Source organism: Geobacillus jurassicus NBRC 107829 (assembly GCF_001544315.1).
GTDB lineage: Bacteria > Bacillota > Bacilli > Bacillales > Anoxybacillaceae > Geobacillus > Geobacillus jurassicus.
On record NZ_BCQG01000004.1, the window covers coordinates 42,110 to 65,605 of the forward strand.

19 protein-coding genes and 3 pseudogenes are annotated in these 23,496 nt (G+C 54.2%); 17 read left to right on the forward strand and 5 right to left on the reverse strand.

Features of this window, described 5'->3' with window-relative positions; translation table 11 throughout:
- Positions 1-9: 9 nt before the first annotated feature.
- The gene (locus GJ1_RS02000; protein ID WP_066227747.1) at positions 10-1,680 is read right to left on the reverse strand and encodes a DUF6044 family protein; all 1,671 of its coding nucleotides are present in this window, start codon (positions 1,678-1,680) and stop codon (positions 10-12) included.
- Positions 1,681-1,846: 166 nt separating this feature from the next.
- Complete coding sequence (locus GJ1_RS02005; protein WP_066227750.1) at positions 1,847-2,368, reverse strand: MerR family transcriptional regulator; 522 nt, start codon at positions 2,366-2,368, stop codon at positions 1,847-1,849.
- Positions 2,369-2,586: 218 nt separating this feature from the next.
- Here GJ1_RS02005 and GJ1_RS02010 point away from each other — a divergent pair, with 218 nt between their 5' ends.
- The 11 genes from GJ1_RS02010 to GJ1_RS02060 all read left to right on the forward strand — a co-directional run bounded on the left by GJ1_RS02010 (position 2,587) and on the right by GJ1_RS02060 (position 14,259).
- Complete coding sequence (locus GJ1_RS02010) at positions 2,587-3,759, forward strand: PDZ domain-containing protein (protein WP_066227753.1); 1,173 nt, start codon at positions 2,587-2,589, stop codon at positions 3,757-3,759.
- 13 nt (positions 3,760-3,772) lie between these two features.
- Entirely contained in the window at positions 3,773-4,000 is a 228-nt protein-coding gene (locus tag GJ1_RS02015; RefSeq protein WP_066227755.1) for a CsbA family protein, read from the forward strand.
- Positions 4,001-4,289: 289 nt separating this feature from the next.
- Complete coding sequence (gene uvrB, locus GJ1_RS02020) at positions 4,290-6,266, forward strand: excinuclease ABC subunit UvrB (RefSeq protein WP_066227757.1); 1,977 nt, start codon at positions 4,290-4,292, stop codon at positions 6,264-6,266.
- Positions 6,267-6,273: 7 nt separating this feature from the next.
- Complete coding sequence (uvrA, locus tag GJ1_RS02025; protein ID WP_066227760.1) at positions 6,274-9,141, forward strand: excinuclease ABC subunit UvrA; 2,868 nt, start codon at positions 6,274-6,276, stop codon at positions 9,139-9,141.
- A 128-nt stretch (positions 9,142-9,269) separates the two neighbouring features.
- Positions 9,270-9,596: a magnetosome magnetite crystal formation protein family gene (locus GJ1_RS02030; protein ID WP_066227764.1), complete on the forward strand. Its 327-nt coding sequence runs from the start codon at positions 9,270-9,272 to the stop codon at positions 9,594-9,596.
- 116 nt (positions 9,597-9,712) lie between these two features.
- On the forward strand, positions 9,713-10,075 hold the full coding sequence (locus GJ1_RS02035) for a phage holin family protein (RefSeq protein ID WP_011232553.1): 363 nt from the start codon (positions 9,713-9,715) through the stop codon (positions 10,073-10,075).
- Between the two features lie 205 nt (positions 10,076-10,280).
- A complete protein-coding gene (hprK, locus tag GJ1_RS02040; protein WP_011232552.1) occupies positions 10,281-11,216 on the forward strand; it encodes an HPr(Ser) kinase/phosphatase in 936 nt (311 codons plus the stop codon).
- A 68-nt stretch (positions 11,217-11,284) separates the two neighbouring features.
- A complete protein-coding gene (gene lgt, locus GJ1_RS02045; RefSeq protein WP_066227767.1) occupies positions 11,285-12,094 on the forward strand; it encodes a prolipoprotein diacylglyceryl transferase in 810 nt (269 codons plus the stop codon).
- Between the two features lie 67 nt (positions 12,095-12,161).
- Positions 12,162-13,100, forward strand: a complete 939-nt coding sequence (locus GJ1_RS02050) for a nucleoside recognition domain-containing protein (RefSeq protein ID WP_066227770.1) — start codon at positions 12,162-12,164, stop codon at positions 13,098-13,100.
- Entirely contained in the window at positions 13,097-13,741 is a 645-nt protein-coding gene (gene ppaX / locus GJ1_RS02055) for a pyrophosphatase PpaX (protein ID WP_066227774.1), read from the forward strand. The genes GJ1_RS02050 and ppaX overlap by 4 nt, the downstream gene beginning before the upstream one ends.
- Before the next feature lie 20 nt (positions 13,742-13,761).
- Positions 13,762-14,259 carry an acyltransferase gene (locus tag GJ1_RS02060; RefSeq protein WP_066227869.1) on the forward strand — a complete coding sequence of 166 codons (498 nt, stop codon included), beginning with the start codon at positions 13,762-13,764 and terminating at the stop codon, positions 14,257-14,259.
- Positions 14,260-15,445: 1,186 nt separating this feature from the next.
- Here the strand turns inward: GJ1_RS02060 and GJ1_RS02070 are convergent.
- Both GJ1_RS02070 and GJ1_RS18925 read right to left on the reverse strand, forming a co-directional pair.
- Positions 15,446-16,015 (reverse strand): type II toxin-antitoxin system PemK/MazF family toxin, encoded by a 570-nt coding sequence (locus GJ1_RS02070; protein WP_066227780.1) that lies wholly within the window; start codon positions 16,013-16,015, stop codon positions 15,446-15,448.
- 343 nt (positions 16,016-16,358) lie between these two features.
- Positions 16,359-16,719 (reverse strand): annotated as a pseudogene (locus GJ1_RS18925) (DDE-type integrase/transposase/recombinase); the annotation flags it as partial.
- Positions 16,720-16,722: 3 nt separating this feature from the next.
- On the opposite strand from GJ1_RS18925, the pseudogene GJ1_RS02080 reads away from it, so the two are divergent.
- Positions 16,723-16,947 (forward strand): annotated as a pseudogene (locus GJ1_RS02080) (acyltransferase); the annotation flags it as partial.
- A 233-nt stretch (positions 16,948-17,180) separates the two neighbouring features.
- Here the strand turns inward: GJ1_RS02080 and GJ1_RS02085 are convergent.
- Positions 17,181-18,369: pseudogene (locus tag GJ1_RS02085) on the reverse strand (IS1634 family transposase); the annotation flags it as partial.
- Positions 18,370-18,516: 147 nt separating this feature from the next.
- Here GJ1_RS02085 and GJ1_RS19210 point away from each other — a divergent pair.
- The 5 genes from GJ1_RS19210 (at position 18,517) to hisB (ending at position 23,328) form a co-directional block, all read left to right on the forward strand.
- Positions 18,517-18,810: a helix-turn-helix domain-containing protein gene (locus GJ1_RS19210; RefSeq protein WP_066227873.1), complete on the forward strand. Its 294-nt coding sequence runs from the start codon at positions 18,517-18,519 to the stop codon at positions 18,808-18,810.
- Positions 18,811-19,240: 430 nt separating this feature from the next.
- A complete protein-coding gene (locus tag GJ1_RS02095; RefSeq protein WP_066227787.1) occupies positions 19,241-20,416 on the forward strand; it encodes an ATP phosphoribosyltransferase regulatory subunit in 1,176 nt (391 codons plus the stop codon).
- 314 nt (positions 20,417-20,730) lie between these two features.
- Positions 20,731-21,354, forward strand: coding sequence for an ATP phosphoribosyltransferase (hisG, locus tag GJ1_RS02100; protein WP_066227789.1), 624 nt, complete (start codon positions 20,731-20,733; stop codon positions 21,352-21,354).
- 103 nt (positions 21,355-21,457) lie between these two features.
- Positions 21,458-22,741: a histidinol dehydrogenase gene (gene hisD, locus GJ1_RS02105; RefSeq protein WP_066227792.1), complete on the forward strand. Its 1,284-nt coding sequence runs from the start codon at positions 21,458-21,460 to the stop codon at positions 22,739-22,741.
- Entirely contained in the window at positions 22,741-23,328 is a 588-nt protein-coding gene (gene hisB, locus GJ1_RS02110; RefSeq protein ID WP_066227795.1) for an imidazoleglycerol-phosphate dehydratase HisB, read from the forward strand. Before hisD ends, hisB begins: the two co-directional genes overlap by 1 nt.
- The last annotated feature ends 168 nt before the right edge of the window (positions 23,329-23,496 follow it).

The window sequence follows — 23,496 nt, forward strand, 5'->3', positions numbered from 1 at the left end:
GCCTCCCTTTCACTCCACTTCGTATACATAAATTTTCCAGACGGACTGTCGATCGGTGAACGCCCGCAAGAAGCGGAGATGGATGTCGCTGGCGTTCATGATCGGGACGGAGGAAAAAATGTACTTGCCGCCAAGCTGTTTGAACGCCTTTGTGTCGATCTCGAAATGACGGATGACTTTATGCGAGTGTTTCGTGAACATGTAATGTTTCCCGAGCTCTGCCGAAAACAAATAGACACGGTTGCCCCAATGGTCGAAATAGTCTTTCAGCACCGGGCTTTTGTCCAATTCTTTGGCGATGATGCGGCGAAACTTCCGCTTATACGATAACGGGTAAAAATTGTTGTACGTATCGAGCGTATAAAACCCGTTGTATTGAGCGATGGCCGGGTGAAGCCCAACGCTGGCGACGCGGTAGGACGATACAGGCTTGCCGATGTATTGCTTGATTTCTGTAAATAAATGTTCTGAATAAAACTGCTCGAACGACGGCGTGCCAGCGAGGCGATAGCGGATTTCCTCGTTGAACCCGCCAAGCAAAAGCAGCTGCAGCGCCAAGGCGATCGGCACGAGGCGCTTCCATGCGGTCCGTTCCTTGGCTAAGATTTGCAAGGCCAAGGCAAAATCGACGTAAATGACCATCGGCCGCAAAAAATGGAAGCGGGCGAAATTGAACGTATTCAAAAGCGAAATCCGTTCTTTCAGCGGCTGCCACCCTTTGTAAAACCAAAACGCATACCAAGCCGATAAGGCGATGTTCAACCAAAACAGCAAAAGGAAGCGCCGCTCCAATGGCCCACGCTGGCGGCGCAAAACGAGGAAAAACGCCGCCCAAAGCACCGGCAGGATGATCGGCCCATGAACGGTCATTACGTGCGTATGGCCGAGCACATAGTTTTTTAACGTCAACCGAAGGCAGTGGACGAAGCTGAGCCGCGAGGAGAGAAACTCGTTCCGGCTCGTCGGTTCGCCGCTGAAGACAAGCGAGTACACGAGGCGATACTCGATGGCCAAAAACAAGCTTGTCATCAGAACAATCGCAGTGAAAAACGGCTTGTTCCACCGCTTGCGGACAAGGCCGTCCCACAACCAAACAGCTGCCATAGCAGCCAAGAAAAAGAAAAACCCGAGCACAAAGCTGGCGTAAAACGGAAGCAGGACAATCGCAAGCCATTCCTTCCATGTCGCTTCTCCGTTGCGGATCGAAAGAAACGCCCAAAGCGCCAGCGGCATGCCGAGCGTGCTTAACATGCCGGACGGCCAAAACGGCGTCAGCGCAAAAGCAAGCGCCGCCCCGACGCGAATGAGCCATGATTCGGGAGCAGGCAAAAAATGTCGTCTTAGCAGCCAATACATGCCAAGAAAGGCGAATACCCTCGTGATCGTCTGGCTGAGCGCGTACGCCACCATGGACGGGAACAAAGCGTGCAGCCAAACGATGCCGCTGAATTCGGTGCCAAACGCGTTGCGCGGCAACCCGTTGATCACTTGCGGGATGACAGCATCAAGCGGGCCGAACAGTTGGCCGCTGCGAACGAGCACGCGATACCAGGCGATGTTCGAATCCATATTGTCGTGCACGCGAATATGGGCGTGTTCACCTAAAATGTACAGCGGAGAAAGGTATAGAGCCAATACGATGAACGCGATGGCGACCGCTTTTCGTTCCCTTTGTTCCATCTTGCGCCCTCCCTTTCCCATACGGGAAGATTGCACAACGTGATCCATTATAAACCGCTGGGATTAAAAAAGAATAAGAAAATTGTAAAGAAGTAGTGAAGGGGAGAAAAAGAGGAAAGGAAACAACCAAAAAAACACCCTGCGTCAAGCAGGGAGGATGGAACCATTAGGCAAACAACCCCATCACGCGTCCGAAGCCGCGCCGCTTGCGTTTTGTCTCTTCCGGCGGTTCATGGGGAGCCGGGGGTCGGGTATTCAACTGCTGTTCAAGCCGGGCGACAATCTGCTCCAACGCAGTGAGCCGGGTGGCGATTTCTTCCATTTCTTGGCGGTGGTGCAACAGTTGAATGGAGACGACATCATCTGCTTTTTGCTCCAGTTGCCGTTCAAGCTGGTCCAAGCGCGAGGAGACGCGGGCGATTTCGGGTTCGACATATCCTTGGAATAAAGCGTTAATGGGAACGTTGTTCCTCGGCGGCGTCGGAGGACGTTTCGGGGTCGGCGGCGCTTCCATGGCGGCGCCTTGTTCAAATTTGACCCGTTCGAGCAAGGCGATCGTTTTTTCATCAAACAAGTAGTGGCCGGCCTCGTTTTTCCGCAGCGGAATGTCGTATTTGCGCACCCAGCGCTGGATCGTTTTCGGCGACACACCAAGGCGGGCAGCGACGTCGGACGTTTTCAATTCCATCGTTTCATTCCTCCTTGTTTCGTCTTGTTTATACTTTTTCCTCTGCATCTTTCAAAATCCTTCCCGGCCGACAAAACTAGTGTTGATTCGGCAAAGAAAGTGGAAAACAGCAAAGATTCGCCATTAGCGAAAAAAGATGGCCGTGGGCATGGGAATTGGCCATGCCATTTGGTAGAATAGAAGATAAAGAATGATGAACGATGCAAGGGGTGAAGCGGATGGCAGCATGGTGGCTGGAATGGCTTGAGGGCGTCGCGTCGGTTTGGCGGCAGCCGCTTCTTTATTTCGGCGCCGCGCTCGCTTTGGCCGTCGGTTGGCGGCGGGTGAAGCGGGAGCGCCGCGATTTTCATGTGCGCGTATACAGCTTATGGAACGAATGGCGCGGGCTTTGGACGAAGGGATGGACGGCTGGCGCGGTGTTGTCGGCGGCGGCCGTCGGCATCGGGATCGCGGTGCCGCAAGAAGCGGTTTGGGCGGTGACGGTGCTGACGGTGCTCTTGAGTTTGACGATGGAAGCGCGGTTGTTGTCAGCGGCGTATACGGTAGGCGGCGCGCTTCTTGCGTTCGGTTTGGCGGAGCGAAGCGGCGCGTTGTCCCGCTGGTTTCCCGATGGCATGGCGGCGGCGCCGCTCTTGGCGGTGTGGCTGGCGTTGCTCTTGTTTTCGGAAGGATGGCTCATCATTCGCACGCGAAACGAGGCGGCCTCGCCGCAGCTTGCGAAAAGCAAGCGGGGAATGACGGTCGGCCTGCAATGGACGCAGCGGCTTTGGTTTGTGCCGGTCGTGCTGCCGGTATCAGGCGGTGCGCTGCCGCCAGCGTCTTGGTGGCCGTTCGTTTCGACGGGAGACGGTTATTCGTTTTGGCTCGTGCCGTTTCTTCTCGGCTTTTCCCAGCGCCGGCAGCACATGCTGCCGGCGGAAGCGGCGCGCGCGGAGGGGCGGCTCGTTGTTCGGCTAGCGTTTGTTGTCGCCCTATTTGCCGCTTCCGGCATATGGTATCCACCGCTGGCGATCGCGGCGGGGGTGGCGGCCATCATCGGCCGCGAATGGATCGCCTTTTCTGGGCATCGCGCCGACCGCGCACGCCCACCCCGATTTGCCCGCCATCCGCACGGCTTGGTGATTGTCGGCGTGCTTCCCGGCTCAAAAGCGGAAAAAATGGGGCTTTCGATCGGGGAGGTCATCATCAAAACAAACGGCGTCCCGGTGCGGACCGAAACGGAGTTTTATGAGGCGCTTCAGCGCAACCGCGCGTTCTGCAAGCTGGATGTCGTCGGACATAACGGCGAAGTCCGCTTCGTCCAAGGAGCGCTCTATGAGGATGAGCATCATGAACTCGGGCTGCTGTTCGTCCGTGATCGGAACGCCTCAGCGTCTGAAGCTGTTTCGTAAAGGAGAATGGACCATGTGGTTTTTGGCGGCACTCATCATTCCGTGTCTATTGGTGCTGTTGTTTGCGCGGGTGACGTACAATCGGTACATCGCTGTGCTGTTGACGACGGCGCTGCTTGTCGCTTCCTATTTTAAAGGCTATACGGATGAGCTGCATGAAATCGTCGCTGACATCGCATCGACGATCGCCGGCTTTCTTTGGACCGGCCGCATGCTCGACCGCCTGAAACAAAAGCAATAGGCAGCGCTTGTTCGGGCGGCCGTCCGTCCGTTTGCGCCAAACAGATGCCGCACGTCCCAAACAGGAGGCGCTGTCTGTTTTCATGAAGGAGGACAGCGCCTCGTTCCGTTTGTCGCGTTCGAAACAAGAAAAAGAAGCGGACCTTTGGCATGAATGGGTCCGCTTTTTTGCGTCTAGCGAATGGAAATCGCTGTGCAGACTGGTACGAATATGAGTTCGCGTTTTTCGTGCATGTATGGCCGCGATGTGATACAATGGGGAAAGATGGTACGAAGGAGGAGGCGAAACGGTGGAGGGCCGTTTTCAATTAGTGTCGCCATACGAACCGCAAGGCGATCAGCCTCAGGCGATCGCCAAGCTCGTTGACGGCCTGCGGCGCGGAGTGAAGCATCAAACGCTGCTTGGGGCGACGGGGACGGGCAAAACGTTTACGATCTCGAACGTGATCGCCCAAGTCAACAAACCGACGCTCGTCATCGCCCACAACAAAACGCTCGCCGGCCAATTGTACAGCGAGCTGAAAGAGTTTTTTCCGCACAACGCCGTCGAATATTTTGTCAGCTATTACGATTACTATCAGCCGGAAGCGTACGTGCCGCAGACGGATACGTACATTGAAAAAGACGCGAAAATCAACGATGAAATCGACAAATTGCGGCACTCGGCGACATCAGCCTTGTTTGAGCGCCGGGACGTGATTATCGTTGCGAGCGTGTCGTGCATTTACGGTTTAGGGTCGCCGGAAGAATATCGGGAGCTTGTCGTTTCATTGCGCGTCGGGATGGAAATCGAGCGCAACGCGTTGCTTCGGCGGCTCGTTGACATCCAATACGACCGCAATGACATCGATTTTCGCCGCGGCACGTTCCGCGTCCGCGGCGATGTTGTCGAAATTTTCCCCGCGTCGCGCGATGAACATTGCATTCGTGTCGAATTTTTCGGCGATGAAATCGACCGCATCCGCGAGGTGGACGCCTTAACCGGCGAGGTGCTCGGCGAGCGCGAGCATGTCGCGATTTTCCCGGCGTCGCACTTTGTCACGCGCGAGGAGAAAATGCGGCTCGCCATTCAAAACATCGAACAAGAGCTTGAGGAGCGGCTTGCCGAACTGCGCGCGCAAGGAAAGCTCTTAGAGGCGCAGCGGCTTGAGCAGCGGACGCGCTATGACCTTGAAATGATGCGCGAGATGGGCTTTTGTTCCGGCATCGAAAACTACTCGCGCCATTTGGCGCTGCGGCCGCCAGGCTCGACGCCGTATACATTGCTTGACTATTTTCCGGACGATTTTTTGATCATCGTTGATGAGTCGCACGTCACCTTGCCGCAGCTGCGCGGCATGTACAACGGCGACCGGGCGCGCAAGCAAGTGCTTGTCGACCACGGCTTCCGTCTGCCGTCGGCGCTTGACAACCGGCCGCTCACGTTTGAAGAGTTCGAGCAAAAAATCAATCAAATTATTTACGTCTCAGCGACGCCGGGGCCGTATGAGCTTGAACACAGCCCGGGCGTTGTCGAACAAATCATCCGCCCGACCGGGCTTCTCGACCCAACGATCGACGTCCGCCCGACGAAAGGGCAAATCGACGATTTGATCGGCGAAATTCGCGAGCGCGTCGAGCGGAACGAGCGGACGTTGGTGACGACGCTGACGAAAAAGATGGCGGAAGATTTGACCGATTATTTGAAAGAAGCGGGGATCAAGGTGGCGTATTTGCATTCGGAAATTAAGACGCTCGAGCGCATTGAAATCATCCGCGATTTGCGGCTCGGCAAATACGATGTATTGGTCGGCATCAACTTGCTTCGCGAAGGGCTCGACATCCCAGAAGTGTCGCTTGTCGCCATTTTGGACGCCGACAAAGAAGGGTTTTTGCGCTCGGAGCGCTCGCTCATCCAGACGATCGGCCGGGCGGCGCGCAACGCGAACGGCCATGTGATCATGTACGCCGATACGATCACGAAATCGATGGAAATCGCCATTCAAGAGACGAAGCGGCGCCGCGCGATTCAAGAAGAGTACAACCGAAAGCACGGCATCGTGCCGCGCACGGTGAAAAAGGAGATTCGCGACGTCATCCGCGCGACGTATGCGGCGGAAGAGACGGAGATGTACGAGGCAAAGCCGGCGGCAGCGATGACGAAACAAGAGCGGGAAGAGCTGATTCGAACGCTCGAAGCGGAAATGAAAGAGGCGGCCAAAGCGCTCGACTTCGAGCGGGCCGCCCAGCTGCGCGATATCATTTTCGAATTGAAAGCGGAAGGGTGATGGCCGGATGAACGGAATGGATAAAATTGTCGTCAAAGGGGCGCGCGCCCACAACTTGAAAAACATTGACGTCGAAATCCCGCGCGGCAAGCTCGTCGTCTTGACCGGGCTGTCCGGGTCGGGGAAGTCGTCGCTGGCGTTTGATACGATTTACGCGGAAGGCCAGCGCCGCTACGTCGAATCGCTGTCGGCGTATGCCCGCCAGTTTTTAGGGCAGATGGAAAAACCGGACGTCGATGCGATTGAAGGGTTGTCGCCGGCCATTTCGATCGATCAAAAAACGACGAGCCGCAACCCGCGCTCAACCGTCGGCACGGTGACGGAAATTTACGATTATTTACGGCTGCTGTTCGCCCGCATCGGCCGCCCCATTTGCCCGACGCACGGCATTGAAATCCAATCGCAGACGATCGAGCAAATGGTCGACCGGCTGCTCGCTTACCCGGAGCGGACGAAAATGCAAATTTTGGCGCCGATCGTCTCGGGAAAAAAAGGGACGCACGCCAAGACATTGGAGGATATTCGCAAACAAGGGTATGTGCGCGTCCGCATTGACGGCGAGATGCGCGAGTTGACGGAGGACATTGAGCTGGAAAAAAACAAAAAACATTCGATTGATGTCGTCGTCGACCGCATCATCATCAAAGACGGCATCGCCGCCAGGCTTGCCGATTCGCTTGAGACGGCGCTGAAGCTCGCCGACGGCAAAGTGGTCGTTGACGTGATCGGCGAGGGGGAGCTCTTGTTCAGCGAAAAGCACGCTTGTCCGTACTGCGGCTTTTCGATCGGGGAGCTTGAACCGCGTCTGTTTTCGTTCAACAGTCCATTCGGCGCCTGCCCGGACTGCGACGGGCTCGGGGCGAAGCTCGAAGTGGATCTCGATTTGGTCATCCCGAACGATGAGCTGACGTTAAAAGAACACGCCATCGCTCCGTGGGAGCCGCAAAGCTCGCAATATTACCCGCAGCTGCTCGAAGCCGTGTGCCGCCATTACGGCATCCCGATGGACGTGCCGGTCAGAGATTTGCCAAAAGAGCAGCTCGATAAAATTTTGTACGGCAGCGGCGGGGAGCCGATTTACTTCCGCTATACGAATGATTTCGGGCAAGTGCGCGAACAATACATCGCATTTGAAGGCGTCATTCCGAACGTCGAACGCCGCTATCGCGAGACGAGCTCGGACTACATCCGCGAGCAGATGGAAAAGTATATGGCGGAACAACCATGTCCGACATGCCAAGGCTACCGGCTGAAAAAAGAAAGCCTGGCCGTCCTTGTCGGCGGCAAGCATATCGGCGAGGTCACCGCCATGTCGGTGACCGAGGCGCTCGCCTTTTTTGACGGTCTCGAGCTGACGGAAAAAGAAGCGCAAATCGCCCGCCTCATTTTGCGTGAAATTCGCGACCGGCTCGGCTTTTTGCAAAACGTCGGCCTCGACTATTTGACGCTCAGCCGCTCGGCAGGAACGCTCTCCGGCGGCGAGGCGCAGCGCATCCGCTTGGCGACGCAGATCGGCTCGCGGCTGACGGGGGTGCTGTACGTGCTCGACGAGCCGTCGATCGGGCTTCATCAGCGCGACAACGACCGGCTGATCGCGACGTTGAAAAGCATGCGCGACCTCGGCAATACGCTCATTGTGGTGGAGCACGACGAGGATACCATGCTGGCCGCGGACTATTTGATTGACATTGGTCCGGGGGCGGGCATCCACGGCGGCGAGGTCGTCGCCGCCGGCACGCCGGAAGAAGTGATGAACGACCCGAATTCGCTCACCGGTCAGTATTTGTCGGGAAAAAAATTCATCCCGATTCCAGCCGAACGGCGTCGCCCGGACGGACGTTGGCTTGAGGTTATCGGCGCGCGGGAGCACAACTTGAAAAACGTCTCGGTGAAAATCCCGCTCGGCACGTTTATCGCCGTCACCGGGGTGTCGGGCTCGGGCAAAAGCACGCTTGTGAACGAAGTGCTGTATAAGGCGCTCGCGCAAAAGCTGCACCGGGCGAAGGCGAAACCGGGCGAGCACCGCGGCATCCGCGGGCTGGAGCATCTCGATAAAGTCATTGACATCGACCAGTCGCCGATCGGCCGCACGCCACGCTCGAACCCGGCGACGTACACCGGGGTGTTTGACGACATCCGCGACGTGTTTGCCTCGACGAACGAAGCGAAAGTACGCGGCTACAAAAAAGGGCGGTTCAGCTTCAATGTCAAAGGCGGGCGCTGCGAGGCGTGCCATGGCGATGGCATCATCAAAATTGAGATGCACTTTTTGCCGGACGTGTACGTCCCGTGCGAAGTGTGCCACGGCAAGCGGTACAACCGGGAGACGCTCGAGGTGACATACAAAGGGAAAAACATCGCCGAGGTGCTGGACATGACGGTCGAAGATGCGCTCGACTTTTTCGCCCATATCCCAAAAATTAAGCGCAAGCTCGAGACGCTGTATGACGTCGGCCTCGGCTATATGAAGCTCGGCCAGCCGGCGACGACGCTCTCGGGCGGCGAGGCGCAGCGCGTCAAGCTCGCCGCTGAGCTGCACCGGCGCTCGAACGGCCGGACGCTCTACATTTTGGACGAGCCGACGACCGGGCTTCATGTCGATGACATCGCCCGGCTTCTCGACGTGCTCCACCGGCTCGTCGACAACGGCGATACCGTGCTTGTCATTGAACATAACTTGGACGTCATCAAAACCGCGGACTATATCATTGACTTAGGTCCGGAAGGCGGCGACCGAGGCGGACAAATCGTCGCTGTCGGCACGCCGGAAGAGGTGGCCGAGGTGGAGGAGTCGCACACCGGCCGCTACTTAAAACCGATTCTCGAGCGCGACCGGGCGCGCATGCAGGCGCAATATGAAGAGGTGAAGGCGTAAAGGCCTTTGCGGCTTTGTCCGCCGCTTGGGGCACCGGCGGCCGCCGCCTTTTTTTGCCGTCGGCAGGAAACTTTTCCTAGCGGCCGTCGTATATACAGGTAAAGGAAACTTGGAAAGGGGATTGCCGATTGTCGACGAACAAAGTGTTGTCCGCGCTTTGTTATTTCAGCGTCTTTTTTGCGCCGTTCATTTTGCCGATTGTCGTCTATTTTGTTGTCGAAGATCTTGAAGTCAAACGCCATGCCAAGCGGTCGCTCGTGTCGCATTTGATTCCGGCCGTTACGATCCTCTTGTTCATTGCGTTGGCCGCGTCGCCGGTGCTATTCGGCCATTGGGGCGAGGAATCGCTTCTTTTTGGCGGCGGGCTCGTCTGGCTTGGGTTCCTCGTTGCCGGGGCGGTGAACTTCGTTGTTGTGATTTGGAATGTCATTAAGGGGATTCAAGTGTTAAAATAGAAAACAACAGCCCTGCTGAAAAAAGACGATGACTGATTGCCATCGGTTCGGTTCGAGGCAAGATATGTCGAGGAGGGCGTTTCAAGGCGGAAGATTACAGAAAAGATGGTGATGGGATGCTCAATTGGCTGATCGGTGTGTTTATCAATACGGTGCTGCTGATGGCGATTGACGGCTATTTTGACGATATTCATTTCAGCGGCATCGGCGCAGCGTTTTTAGCGAGCGTGATTTTGGCGGTGTTAAATGCCGTCGTTCGCCCAGTGCTCATCTTGTTGACGCTGCCGGTGACGGTGTTGACGCTTGGGTTGTTTTTGTTTGTCATTAACGCCATCACGCTCATGATGACCGCAGGGCTGATGGGCGATGCGTTTCAAATCGGCGGCTTCGGCACGGCGCTGCTCGCCTCGATCGTCTTGTCGTTTTTCCATCTGCTCGTGCAAAAAGCGATCATCGAGCCGCTGCGCAACCGGTCGTAATGGGGGCGCATGCTCGAACATAGGCAGAAGCGGTGTTTGATCGTTTATGGCTGGCGGAATGACGACGGTGTTTCATTCGATCGGTTTTGCTTGATCGGGACGGGGTGAACCGTCCCTGTTTTGTTTCCCCGAATGTTTTCCATTCAATGACGGGACGAAACGTGCTACAATGGAAAAAGATGAGGAAAGGGGAGAAAGGCGACGTATGCCGAAAGTGCGGACGAAAGACATCATTGAGCAGTTCCAGCTCGAGCTCGTAAGCGGCGCCGAGGGCATTTATCGGCCGATTACGACGAGCGACTTGTCGCGGCCGGGGATTGAAATGGCCGGCTATTTCGCCTACTATCCGGCGGAGCGCCTGCAGCTGCTCGGACGGACGGAGCTGTCGTTTTACGAAACGTTGACGCCGGAAGAAAAAAAGTCGCGGATGGAGCGGCTTTGCACGGACATTACGCCGGGCATCATCGTCTCGCGCGGACTTGAGGTGCCGCCGGAGCTGATCGAAGCGTCCGAGCGTCAGTCGGTGCCGGTGATGCGCTCGACGATGAAAACGACCCGTCTGTCAAGCCGGTTGACAAACTATTTAGAAAGCAAGCTCGCTCCGACGACGGCGGTGCACGGGGTGCTTGTCGATGTGTACGGCGTCGGGGTATTGATCACCGGCAAAAGCGGCGTCGGCAAAAGCGAAACGGCGCTCGAACTTGTGAAACGCGGCCATCGTCTTGTCGCCGACGACTGCGTCGAAATCCGTCAAGAAGATGAAGACACGCTCGTCGGCAGCGCGCCCGAACTGATTGAACATTTGCTCGAGATTCGCGGCCTTGGCATCATTAATATGATGACGCTGTTCGGCGCAGGGGCGGTGCGGACGCATAAGCGCATTTCGCTCGTCGTCGACTTGGAGCTTTGGGACCCGGAGAAGCAGTACGACCGGCTTGGTTTGGAAGAAGAAAAGGTAAAAATTTTAGATACCGAACTGCCGAAATTAACGATTCCGGTCCGCCCGGGGCGCAACTTGGCGGTGATCGTCGAAGTGGCGGCGATGAACTTCCGGTTGAAGCGGCTCGGGGTCAACGCGGCCGAGGAGTTTTCCGCACGGCTGAGCGACGCCATCGAAGACGGCGCGCATGATTACGATTGATCGGCAGCCGTGTTCTTGTAGCTGGAGAAACAAGTTCGGTTTTGTACGGAGCATAGGAGGTGGAAACGATGGAATCAACGATTCAGCCGCTCGACCGCGTGTTTTTGCATCTCGGTCCGATTACGATTTATTGGTACGGCGTCATTATCGGCACGGGCGTCTTGATCGGCTTATGGCTGGCGACGCGCGAAGGGGTGCGGCGCGGCTTGCCGAAAGAGACGTTTGTCGATTTAGTGCTGTTTGCCGTGCCGATCGCCATTGTATGCGCGCGGGCGTACTACGTGCTGTTTGAATGGAGCTATTATTCAAAACACTTGTCAGAGATCCCAAAAATTTGGCAGGGGGGCCTCGCCATTCACGGCGGCTTGATCGGGGCGGTGGCAACAGGCGCGGTGTTTGCCCGCGTGCGCGGGCTGTCGTTTTGGAAGCTCGCTGATATTGCTGCGCCGAGCATCATTTTAGGCCAGGCGATCGGGCGCTGGGGCAATTTTATGAACCAAGAGGCGCACGGCGGGCCAGTGTCGCGCGCGTTTCTGGAAAGCTTGCACTTGCCGGATTGGATCATCAACCAAATGTACATTGACGGCCGCTATTGGCATCCGACGTTTTTGTACGAATCGCTTTGGAATTTGGCCGGTTTTTGTCTTTTGCTTTGGCTCCGGCGTGTGAACTTGCGGCGCGGGGAGCTGTTTTTGTCGTATTTGATTTGGTATTCCGTCGGCCGCTTCTGGATTGAAGGGATGCGGACCGACAGCTTGATGCTCACTAGCGATTTGCGCGCGGCGCAAGTGATGTCGGTGGCGCTCATCGTTCTTTCCATTGTGTTATGGATTGTGAGGCGGGCAAAAGGATGGGCCAAGGAGCGGTATCAAGATTAACAGTGGTTTTTACCGACGTTGATCGGCCGCACCGCGACATGAAGATGAGCAAAGGAGAGAGGAGAACATGACAGGAACGTTGCAGCGCGGTGTGCTCGCCGGGCTGAAGACCGCATGGGCGCTTGGCAAAATCATTTTTCCGGTGACGCTCATTTTAGCGCTGTTGCAGCCGACGCCGCTCTTTTCATGGCTCATTGATTTTGTCACCCCGTTCATGAAATGGTTCGGCTTATCCGGCGATGCGGCCGTGCCGCTTGTGCTCGGCAATTTGCTTGGGCTGTATGCGGCGATCGGGGCGATGCTGACGATCGAGTTTACGGTGAAAGAAGTGCTAATTCTAGCTGTCATGCTTTCGTTTTCCCATAACTTGATCGTCGAGTCATCCGTCGCCTCGCGCACCGGGATGAGCGTCTGGCTCATGATCGTCGTGCGTGTCGGTTTGGCCATTGTATCCGGTCTATTGATCGCTCATCTATGGGACGGGGGGCAGGAGATCGCCCAATATGGGTTTGTCACGCATGAAGCCGCGCCGCCGTCCGGTTGGGGAGAGATCATCTTGGCGGCGCTGAAAAAAGCGGCCACCGGCATCGTGCAGCTTGTCATGATTGTCATTCCGCTCATGACGGTCATTCAAATTTTAAAAGAACGCCACTGGATCGAGACGGTTTCGCGCTGGATGGCGCCGGCGACGAAAGCGCTCGGCATGAGCGCGAACACATCGCTCACGCTCGCGGCCGGGTTTGTGTTCGGCCTCGCTTACGGAGCTGGCGTCATGATTCAAGCGGCGAAAGAAGACGGCGTCTCGAAGCGCGATTTGACGCTGGCGTTCATTTTTCTCGTGTCTTGCCATGCGGTCGTCGAAGATACGCTCATTTTCGTCCCGCTTGGCATTCCCGTATGGCCGCTGTTAGTGATCCGCTTGATTACAGCCGTGCTGTTGACGATGGCGGTGGCGCACATTTGGCGCCGCATTGAACATCCGACTAGAAAGGAAGCCGCTTCATGACGATTCGCACGATTTTGTTTGATCTTGACGGCACGTTGATTGATACAAATGAGCTCATCATCCAGTCGTTTTTGCATACGCTAGGGATGTATTACCCGGGCCGCTACGGGCGTGAGGACGTCTTGCCGTTTATCGGTCCATCGCTGTATGAAACGTTCGGCTCGCTTGACCCGGAACGAGCCGAGGAGATGGTGGCCGCCTATCGCGCGTTCAACCATGCCCATCATGACGAATTGATCCGCGAGTTTGACACGGTGTATGAGACGATTGAAACGCTCCATCGCCACGGCTTCCGCCTTGGCGTCGTGACGACGAAAATGCATGACACCGCGCTGATGGGCTTGCGAAAAACGCGTTTAGAGCCGTTTTTTTCATGCGTCATTGGCTTGGACGACGTCGAACGGCCGAAGCCGGATCCCGAGCCCATTTATAAAGCGCTCGAGGCGTTGCAGTCAACGCCTTCGGAAGCGCTCATGGTCGGAGACAACTACCACGACATTTTGGCCGGCAAAAACGCCGGGGTAAAAACAGCCGGCGTCGCCTGGGCGATTAAAGGCCGCGACCATTTGGAACAATATGAACCGGACTATATGTTGGAAAAAATGAGCGATTTGTTGGCCATTGTCGGCATCAACGAATGAAAGGAGGAATCGTCCTCCCGGTGAGACGGACGACAAAATACCCCGTTCAAGGGGCGAACTCGCTCTGGCAATTGTACCGCACCGTATCGTTTTGGAAAGTGCTGAAAAACGTCATCATCATTCAAATCGGGCGCTACACGCCGTTTTTGCCGCTGAAAAACTGGCTGTACCGCACCTTTCTCGGCATGAAAATCGGCGAGCAAACGGCGCTCGCCTTTATGGTCATGCCGGATATTCTCTTCCCGGAAAAAATCCAAATCGGCCGCAATTGTGTCATCGGCTACAACACGACGATTCTCGCCCACGAATATTTAGTGGACGAATACCGACTTGGCGATGTGGTGATCGGCGACGAGGTGATGATCGGCGCCAACTCGACCATTTTGCCCGGTGTGGTGATCGGCGACCGCGCGGTAGTGGCCGCTGGGACGGTCGTCCATAAAGACGTCCCGCCCGGGGCGATGGTCGCCGGCTGTCCGATGCGCATCGTCCGCACGAACGAACCGCCTTCCGATTGAATGGGGGCGGGTTTTTCTTTGGAAAAAAGAGATTTCCAGAAAAAGTGATGAAAAGGGTTGACATATTATTCTTTTTTTTTTTTTTGGCTCTTCACCAAAAGTTGTACTTGACTGTTTCAAAACACACTTTCCTTACGCCAGTAAGGAGAAAATTAGTAAATCGACATTTTGGATGCATAGTGGCTCAAGAAAACGCCTCGCTTGTCAAGTACACGTTGTGGTGATGAACCATTTATTTAGACAAAAATAAGGATTTATCAATAACGAATAATCTGTTGATAATTATTTTTTATGAGGCTCAAAAATATAGCATACTTAAGTTTCCGAAACATTATCAAATTCGCTTGGACTTTTTCAAGGAACTCGAACTTTTGAAAACATTGAATTTTATTGTGATTAGTGTTATTGACTTTGATGGAAAGGAATATTTTAAATTAGAAATTCCAATTGATAAGTCTAAAAGTGTACTAACATATACAAAGGAATCCATTTTAAAGCACGGCTAACCTGTTAGGTGAGAATATGAATATACACTTTTTTAGCTTTTTAATATTTGCATTATTGTTTGGAAGAACCATTGAATATTATGTAGAGAAATACATTCAGTCGCCATTGTTTCAAAGCGTTATAATCATTTTGTTGATTACTATATTTTTTACAGTGAGTGGTTTTATTTATAAACGGTACAATTTATCTTCTATAAAAGTTAGACCAAAAGTGTGGATTCCGACTTTAATTATCGCTATTATTCTCTCCGTAACGCTTTATGAGCTGAATATTTTACCTAGTTAAGCTAGGATCAGGTTAAGTCTGGCAGATCGATGAGTTCTTTGATGAGAGGACATGCGAATGTTCCTCCAATGGTTTGGTCCTCATTACCATACAGGAACATTCGCGTTTTTTGCACCCTTTATTTTCTCCATGCACACCTATCTTAACATATCAAGTACAACTTGTGGTGAAGATGTATAAGGGGGGGTAGTTCACAAGATGCAAAGTCAGCGAAACACGTAAAAAGCCGCCCCGCAAATGGGACGGCTTTTCCTTTTGGACCGCGCACGTGGCGGTCAGTTAAAAAATATTTTTGGCCGCACTTGAGTTCAAGGAACTCAAAGGGCATTATTTATCGTATGCTTGTTTTCTAAATCTCATGCAAAGAAAATAATAAAGCATTTTGACAGAAGTGTCAAGAACGATTTTCTGGATCTTTTTTAATTTTAGTGTACATCCTACGGATTTTTTCGTCAATCAGATCCATTTGTTCCCTAGTTAATTTGAAAACACCGTCCCTTGCTTTTTTGGGTTTGAAAATGCGAATTTTACTTATAGGGCGCATTTGGTTTGGAATGGCCACTGCCCTTTTTTCGTTCAGTCCCTCAATCGTACCTAGAAAGACCGAGTCTTTATGTACATCCTGTTCTGTTTCATTTTCGTCTAACGAAGATAAAGGAACCACGTTGACGACGGGATTGTTTTTTGAACTATCGCGAATCACAACAGCATAGTGCATGCCGCCGAATTCAGCGCCGACATTAAAACCAAAATGGGCTAAAACGATTTCTGACCGCTTATAAGCCCGGAGGTAAGACGGGTCAAATGTTTCTTCCCAGACGAGATATTTGTTTTGTGTTTCAAGCCACTCGATAAATATTCTTCCCCGTTTTTCGTCCATATTTTCAATGATCTTTTGCAGTTCCATTAGCTGTTTATTCATTGCTCTTACCAAATCTTTATTCTCATGCAACTTTTTTAACATGGCTTCTCCTCTCTTTCCGTTATAATAGATGAACGAAATGTTGTCTCTTTAATGTTCAAATGCTTGGCGATCGCAGCCATGCTGTCTATGTCGGATTCGGCCATCATGATTTTTAAAGTACGCTTAAGTTCCATGCCATCTATATAAGTTGCAATAAAGAATTTCCGATTTTTCGTTTCCGCTTTCATCTCCATACGAGCTGATATGGTATAACGTGGCAGGTAATCAGCTGGATGTAAAACAAAATTTCAACTTATATAGAAATTTTTTTCAATATTTTCACTTACCAACAATTATAACACTGAAACATCGAATATTTTATTAAAAAGACAAAATATTCATCATTGAGCACCGTCTGATGCGAGATCGACACGCCCGCCATGGATGTCCTTCATGGCTGCCTCCGTCATGCGGGAGGACATCACGAAGTTGACGTGGTACGTCAACACGAGCCCCAGAATGTGCGGTGACACGGCCATCCGGGACAAATCGACCTTCAGCTTGATGAGCGATGATGGAGCCAAAGGGAGAAAGTCAAACAGGAACTCCCGGAATCGATACCGCAACTCGAAGGCTTGGGGATCTTGCTTGAAACGTCAGCGCTCCTTCTTCGTCATCCGGCGAAGATTGGCCTAGTAAAACGGGCAATCGTTGTTCTTGCACTTGTAGATGTGGTATTTTTTGTGCTCTTTGATTTTCTCAAGCCGATTCTCGCCCACGAATATTTGGTCGACGAATACCGCCTCGGCGACGTCGTGATCGGCGACGAGGTGATGATCAGCGCCAACTCGACGATTTTGCCCGGTGTGGTGATCGGCGACCGCGCGGTAGTGGCCGCTGGGACGGTCGTCCATAAAGACGTCCCGCCCGGGGCGATGGCCGCCGGCGATCCGATGCGCATCGTCCGCAGGAATGAACCGCCTTCCGATTGAACGGGGGCGGGTTTTTGTTTAAGAAAATGGGGATTTCCAGAAAAGTAGTAAAGAGGGTTGACGAACTCTTTTTTTTTTATAATACAGGAAAATATTGATTCTTAACTCACATTTCGCACCCTAACAGGGTAGAAAGAAAGGATTTTTTATTTAGTTTTTCAGAATAACTTTTCGACCAACACGACGAGCGATGGCAATCCTTTTTTTACCATCGCTAGTCGTTCCGTATCACGTTACACATAAATGCTCTCATCCAGCCCTAACCCCTGCAGAATCCTTCGCTGATCCGGGTTGAGGGAGCGATCCAGTGAGCGTTGGATGTGCCCATCCGGCAACTCCAGCAGGACGACGTTCACATATTGAAACAGCTGAAAAATCGCCTGCCCCGTCGGCCGGGTCAACTTGCGGCCTCCCGCGCCCTTTCACGGGCGCTCTGGGGTGATGAACTGGTGCACCCGGCGTTGAAAGACGCGGTAAATGGCCAAGGCCAAGAGAAATAAATAGCCCAATACCGCAACTCGTTCTGGCTTTTTGACATCAATCTCATCCGTGAAAAAAGGGTCTTTCAAAAAAGCGAAGTTCATTTCCACCGAGATCTGCCCTTTATACAGCTTCAAGATTTCTTGGGCATCCATTTGTTGACCCTTCCATTCCTTCGGAACGGTCGTGACGAGGACAAACCGGGACGCTTTCCGTTTCGCCTGTTCCCACGCATCTTGGTCGAATTCTACGTTCAAGCGAAGGGCGTACACCGTCTCCATGTCCAGTTCCGCCCCTTTTTTCGGCCGTCCGCGCCGTTTTTTCGGACGCACGATCTCTTCGACGACGGCCTCGACCCGATGGAACCGGGGGCGGAGGGAGGCCTTCAGGGATGCCAAGGCTTGTTCAGCGTCTTCGCGGCAGGAGAATGGGTGACGCTCCCAACGGGCTTGTTCCTCGTGAAGAAGCTCCGCTTCTTTGGCTCGTTCTTTTTCGAGCGTCTTTCCGTTTCGCTGGTCGAGCGCGCTCGATTCGACGACGATCAGCCGAACCGGGCGGCCTTCATATGTCGAGGTCGTTTCCCATACCCGGTGCGTGGCGCCGTTTCTCTCCGCCAGCGCAAAGGGATCGCTCCACGGGATGTGGGCCGAATCGGCCTTGGCCCATGCTCGTTTCACGATCCGGAGCGACGAAGGGCCTCTCGTGATCAAAAAAGGCGTTGGCGGCTTTCGTTTGCGCCAAGGTCTCTTTCGTCATCGCAGCGGAATCCGCCACATAAATCCATTCGTCCTCGATCTTGGCTTGTTTGAGCTGTTCATGGACACGGGATCTCACTTGGGAATTCCACGTTTTGTCAGGCAGGCTGCCGTTGTGCACATCGCCGTAAAACGGGATGCCGTCCTCGTTGCCGACCAGTCCGAAGCCGATCTGTTTTTGCCATCCATAACTTTTCGAAGGTCATATTGCTTCATTATTTTGATAAACAGTACAATGGAATCATCAGACGAGAGGATATTGAGCCGGCTGAATCTGCATATGAAAGTTATTGTGCTGTTGATCCTTGTCTTTATTAATAGGGAGGGAAAACGAATGAGTGATTTTTTTAAAAAATATGCCTCCATCCGTGGCGAGCAGCATGTGCAAAGACTCCAATTAGAAGGAACGATAGCCGCGCAAATCAAGGAAAGACGGAAGCAGCTGAATATGTCTCAACAGGAACTGGCGGACCGTATCGGAGTTCCCAAATCAACCATTGGAAGAATTGAAGCTGGTCTTGCAAGTCCGAGAGTGGAGACGCTTTTTAAAATCTCGCAGGCCTTGAATATTCCTTTCATCATTGATGGTACGAATGGACACGATCATCACTTGCATATTCAAGTTTAGCCTGCTATAGATCAAATCTAAAAGGCTGGTGATTGAATGAAAAAGATGCTGATCCTGCCTGTTTCTCAATGAAAGAAACCTTGCCAAATTGCCTTTCTTTCCAGATGAGATGCAGCCATTTGCACGCCGCACCCGTTTTTCGCTGACCTTCTAATAGAGAACCTATATAGTGAGTCAGTGAAAACGAAGATTTTTGTCAAATTGACCATTGCGACCATCATGAGGGATTTCTTCCATTGACGCCTATCATCGCCTATGCGGCATGGAACGAAACGGACAAGCGCTTCCTGTTTTGGAAGCGGTCTTGTCCGTTTTGTTGTGGATGGCGTGTTCCCTCTTGACGCTGTGGCCGCAAAGGAGTAAACTACTAATAACTTCACTTCTCTACCATATTAGCAAACTAAAGCATTTTGATAAAGGGCGTGGGGACATGGCAAAAAAGCTGTTCATGTTTGAAAAACCGTTGGGCATGCGCGATACGCTGCCGTTTTTATATGAGTTGAAAAAGCAAGTGCGCTCGGTGATGGCGGAAGAAATTGAGCGCTGGGGGTACGAGTTTATTGAAACGCCGACGCTTGAGTATTATGAAACGGTCGGGGCGGCGTCGGCGATTGCCGATCATCGGCTGTTTAAGCTCCTCGATCAGCAAGGGCATACGCTCGTGCTCCGACCTGATATGACGGCGCCGATCGCCCGGGTGGCGGCGTCGCGGTTGTATGAAGACGGCAATCCGCTCCGGCTGGCGTACAACGCCAATGTGTTCCGCGCCCAGCAGCGCGAAGGGGGTCGGCCGGCGGAGTTCGAACAGATTGGCGTCGAGCTGATCGGCGACGGCACGGTGACGGCTGATGCCGAAGTGATCAGTTTGATGGTCTCGCTGCTGAAACGGGCTGGACTCGGGCGCTTTTCGGTGGCGGTCGGTCATATCGGCTATGTCAATGCGCTGTTTTTGGAGATTTTAGGGAATGAAGAGCGGGCGAGTGTATTGCGCCGTTTCTTATATGAAAAAAATTACGTCGGCTACCGCGAACACGTGAAGTCGCTGCCGCTTTCGTCGATCGATCAAAAACGGCTGTTGGATCTTCTTTCGTTGCGCGGCGGTGCGGCGGCGCTCGAGACGGCGAAAACGCTGGTGACGAGCGAGGAAGGACGGCGGGCGGCCGATGAGCTGGCGGCGCTCATGGCGGCGCTTCGTACGTACGGAGTGGCCGAGGCGGTGAAGCTCGATATGGCGTTGGTCAGCCATATGAGCTACTACACGGGCATTTTGTTTGAAGTGTACGCTGAGCAAGTTGGATTCCCGATCGGCAACGGCGGCCGGTATGATGATTTATTGGCGAAGTTTTCGCGACCGGCGCCGGCCACGGGGTTTGGCTTGCGCGTCGACCGGTTGATCGAGGCGATCGGGGAAACGGATGTGCGCGGCGACATCGAGTGCATCGTGTTCAGTCAGGAGCGGCTTGCGGAAGCGGTGGAGCTGGCGAAAGCGAAACGGGCGGAAGGCAAGCGCGTTGTCTTGCAGCATATCGCCGGCATTGGCGATATTGACGCCTACAGCCAGCGCTATCGGTCGATCGTCTATTTGCTTGGCCGCAGCGGGCAGTGAGGAGTGAAAAAGGCGGGTAAAACGAGGACGGAAACGTTCCATGAACGAGTTTCGCCCTCCACCCAAGCATGAAAATGGCCCGACAAGATGCGCACATGTTTATGAAAACGAATGGAACATTGGACGGTGTGCCGCCGACGCTGTAGGATGGAGGAAAGAAAGGTTGGAACCCGATGGACGGATAAGACCGCTCCGCGCGTTCCGTTGGAGTTGATCTATGCAGGCCATCGGGCTTCGGAACGAGGCGCCTGTGAGGAAAGAGAAGTCAGGTGGCGGCCCGGCCGCCTGATGACAAGAAGCAAGGAGGAAGAACGATGCTGACGATTGCCATGCCAAAAGGGCGCATTTTTGAAGAGGCGGTCGAACTTCTCCGCCAGGCCGATTACCAGCTGCCGCCGGAATTTACCGAGTCGCGCAAGCTCGTGATCGAGGTGGCGGAGGAACAGATGCGCTTTATTTTGGCGAAACCGATGGATGTGGTTACCTATGTCGAGCATGGGGTCGCTGATTTGGGCATTGCTGGCAAAGACGTGTTGATGGAAGAAGAACGGGATGTGTACGAACTGCTCGATTTGCAAATCAGCCGCTGCCATTTGGCGGTCGCCGGGCTGCCCGGCGCCAAGATGAACGAAATCGCGCCGCGGGTGGCGACGAAATACCCGAATGTCGCGTCAACGTATTTTCGCGAACAAGGCGAGCAAGTCGAAATCATCCGCCTAAACGGCTCGATCGAGCTCGCCCCACTGATCGGATTGGCCGACCGGATCGTCGATATCGTTTCGACCGGACGGACGCTTAAAGAAAACGGGCTTGTGGAACTCGAACGGATCGCCGAGGTGACGTCGCGCCTCATCGTCAATCCGGCGAGCTATCGGCTGAATGGCGGGGCGATTGAGCGGTTGGTCGACCGATTGGCGGCGGTGATTCCTGAGCGGTAAGCTGCCGCTGGGCGGTGGAAGGCCCAACGATGAACCAACGATGTTCGCATGTCGAACAGGTGAAAAGGTCGAAGAAGCATGGCGATGGAAAGGAGAACAGGCGATGAAAATCGAACGGGTCCGAGGCGGCGTGTCACTAAGGCGCACGATTGAAAGCGGAACGGAGGAACAGCGGCGTGCGGTGCTCGATATCATCGCCGCCGTGCGCGCCCGCGGCGATGCGGCGCTCAAAGAATATACAGAACGGTTTGACGGTGTCCGCTTGGATTCGCTAAAGGTGACGGAAGAGGAAATGAAGCGCGCGCATGCGTCCATGAGCGCGGAAATGCTTGAGATCATTCGTGAAGCGGCGGCCAACATTCGCGACTACCATGAGCGGCAAAAGCGCCAATCATGGTTGATGACGAAAGAAGACGGCACGATTCTCGGGCAAAAGGTGACGCCGCTCGATGCGGTCGGGTTGTACGTGCCGGGCGGGACGGCCGCCTATCCGTCGTCCGTGCTCATGAACGTCATTCCCGCACAAGTGGCGGGGGTGAAGCGGATTGTCATTACGTCGCCGCCAAACAAAGACGGCACGCTCCCGGCTGGGGTGCTGGCCGCCGCGTATGAACTCGGCGTGACGGAACTATACAAAGTCGGCGGCGCGCAGGCGATCGCCGCGCTCGCTTACGGGACGGAAACGATTCGGCCGGTTGACAAAATTTTCGGGCCGGGCAATATTTATGTGGCGCTGGCGAAGCGGGAAGTGTTCGGGCATGTGGCGATCGACATGATCGCCGGGCCGAGCGAAATCGTTGTGCTCGCGGATGAAACGGCCCATGCAGATGAGATTGCGGCGGATTTGTTGTCCCAAGCCGAGCATGACGTGCGGGCGTCGGCCATTTTGGTGACGCCGTCGATGAAACTGGCCTTGGCGGTGGCGAGTGAAGTCGAACGGCAGTTGGAGACGCTGCCGCGCCGCGACATCGCCCAAGCGGCGCTTGAGAGTTACGGCGCCATTTACGTCACCGAGACGCTTGAGGAAGCGGTGGATGTCGTGAACGAACTGGCGCCGGAGCATTTGGAAGTGATGACGGCCGAACCGATGGAGTTGCTCGGGCGGCTCCGCCATGCGGGAGCGATGTTTTTCGGCCGCTTCAGCTCCGAGCCGGTCGGCGACTATTTCGCCGGGCCGAACCACGTGCTGCCGACGAACGGGACAGCCAGGTTCTCAAGCGGCTTGAGCGTCGATGAGTTTGTGAAAAAATCAAGCGTGATCGTTTACAGTGAAGCCGCATTGAAACAACATGGAGAAAAAATCGCCGCCTTCGCCCGCCTCGAGGGACTTGAGGCGCACGCACGCGCGGTGGAAGCGCGGCTGAAAAAAGAAAGAGGGGAACGATAATGGCAAGGGAAGCGACGATCGCGAGAACGACGAACGAGACAAGCATTCAGTTATCACTTTCGTTGGATGGCGAAGGGAAGGCGGAACTGGAAACGGGCGTGCCGTTTTTGACCCATATGCTCGATTTGTTTGCGAAACACGGCCAGTTCGATTTGCGCATTGAGGCGAAAGGCGACACGCATATTGACGACCACCATACGACTGAAGACATCGGCATTTGCCTCGGGCAGGCGATCAAAGCGGCGCTTGGCGACAAAAAAGGAATCAAGCGGTACGGCAACGCGTTTGTGCCGATGGATGACGCCTTGGCCCAAGTCGTGATCGACTTGAGCAACCGCCCGCATTTTGAGTTTCGCGGCGAGTTTCCGTCATCGAAAGTCGGCGCGTTTGATGTCGAGCTCGTGCATGAGTTTTTATGGAAGCTGGCGCTTGAAGCGCGCATGAACTTGCACGTCATCGTCCATTACGGGCGCAATACGCACCATATGATCGAGGCGGTGTTTAAGGCGCTCGGGAGGGCGTTGGATGAAGCGACGATGATCGACCCGCGCGTCAAAGGCGTGCCGTCGACGAAAGGGATGCTGTAGAGCTCCGTGAGCGGTGGGATCGGCGAAAGGGATAATTGAGCCGGAATACGGCGTCTTTGTGCGGAAAACGTTCCGCGGCAAAGGGAATGCACCCGGACGCCAAGGGGCGTCTGCGTGCGAAACGTGCGCCGACGACAAAAGGATGAACGGCGTTTGCTGAATGATCGG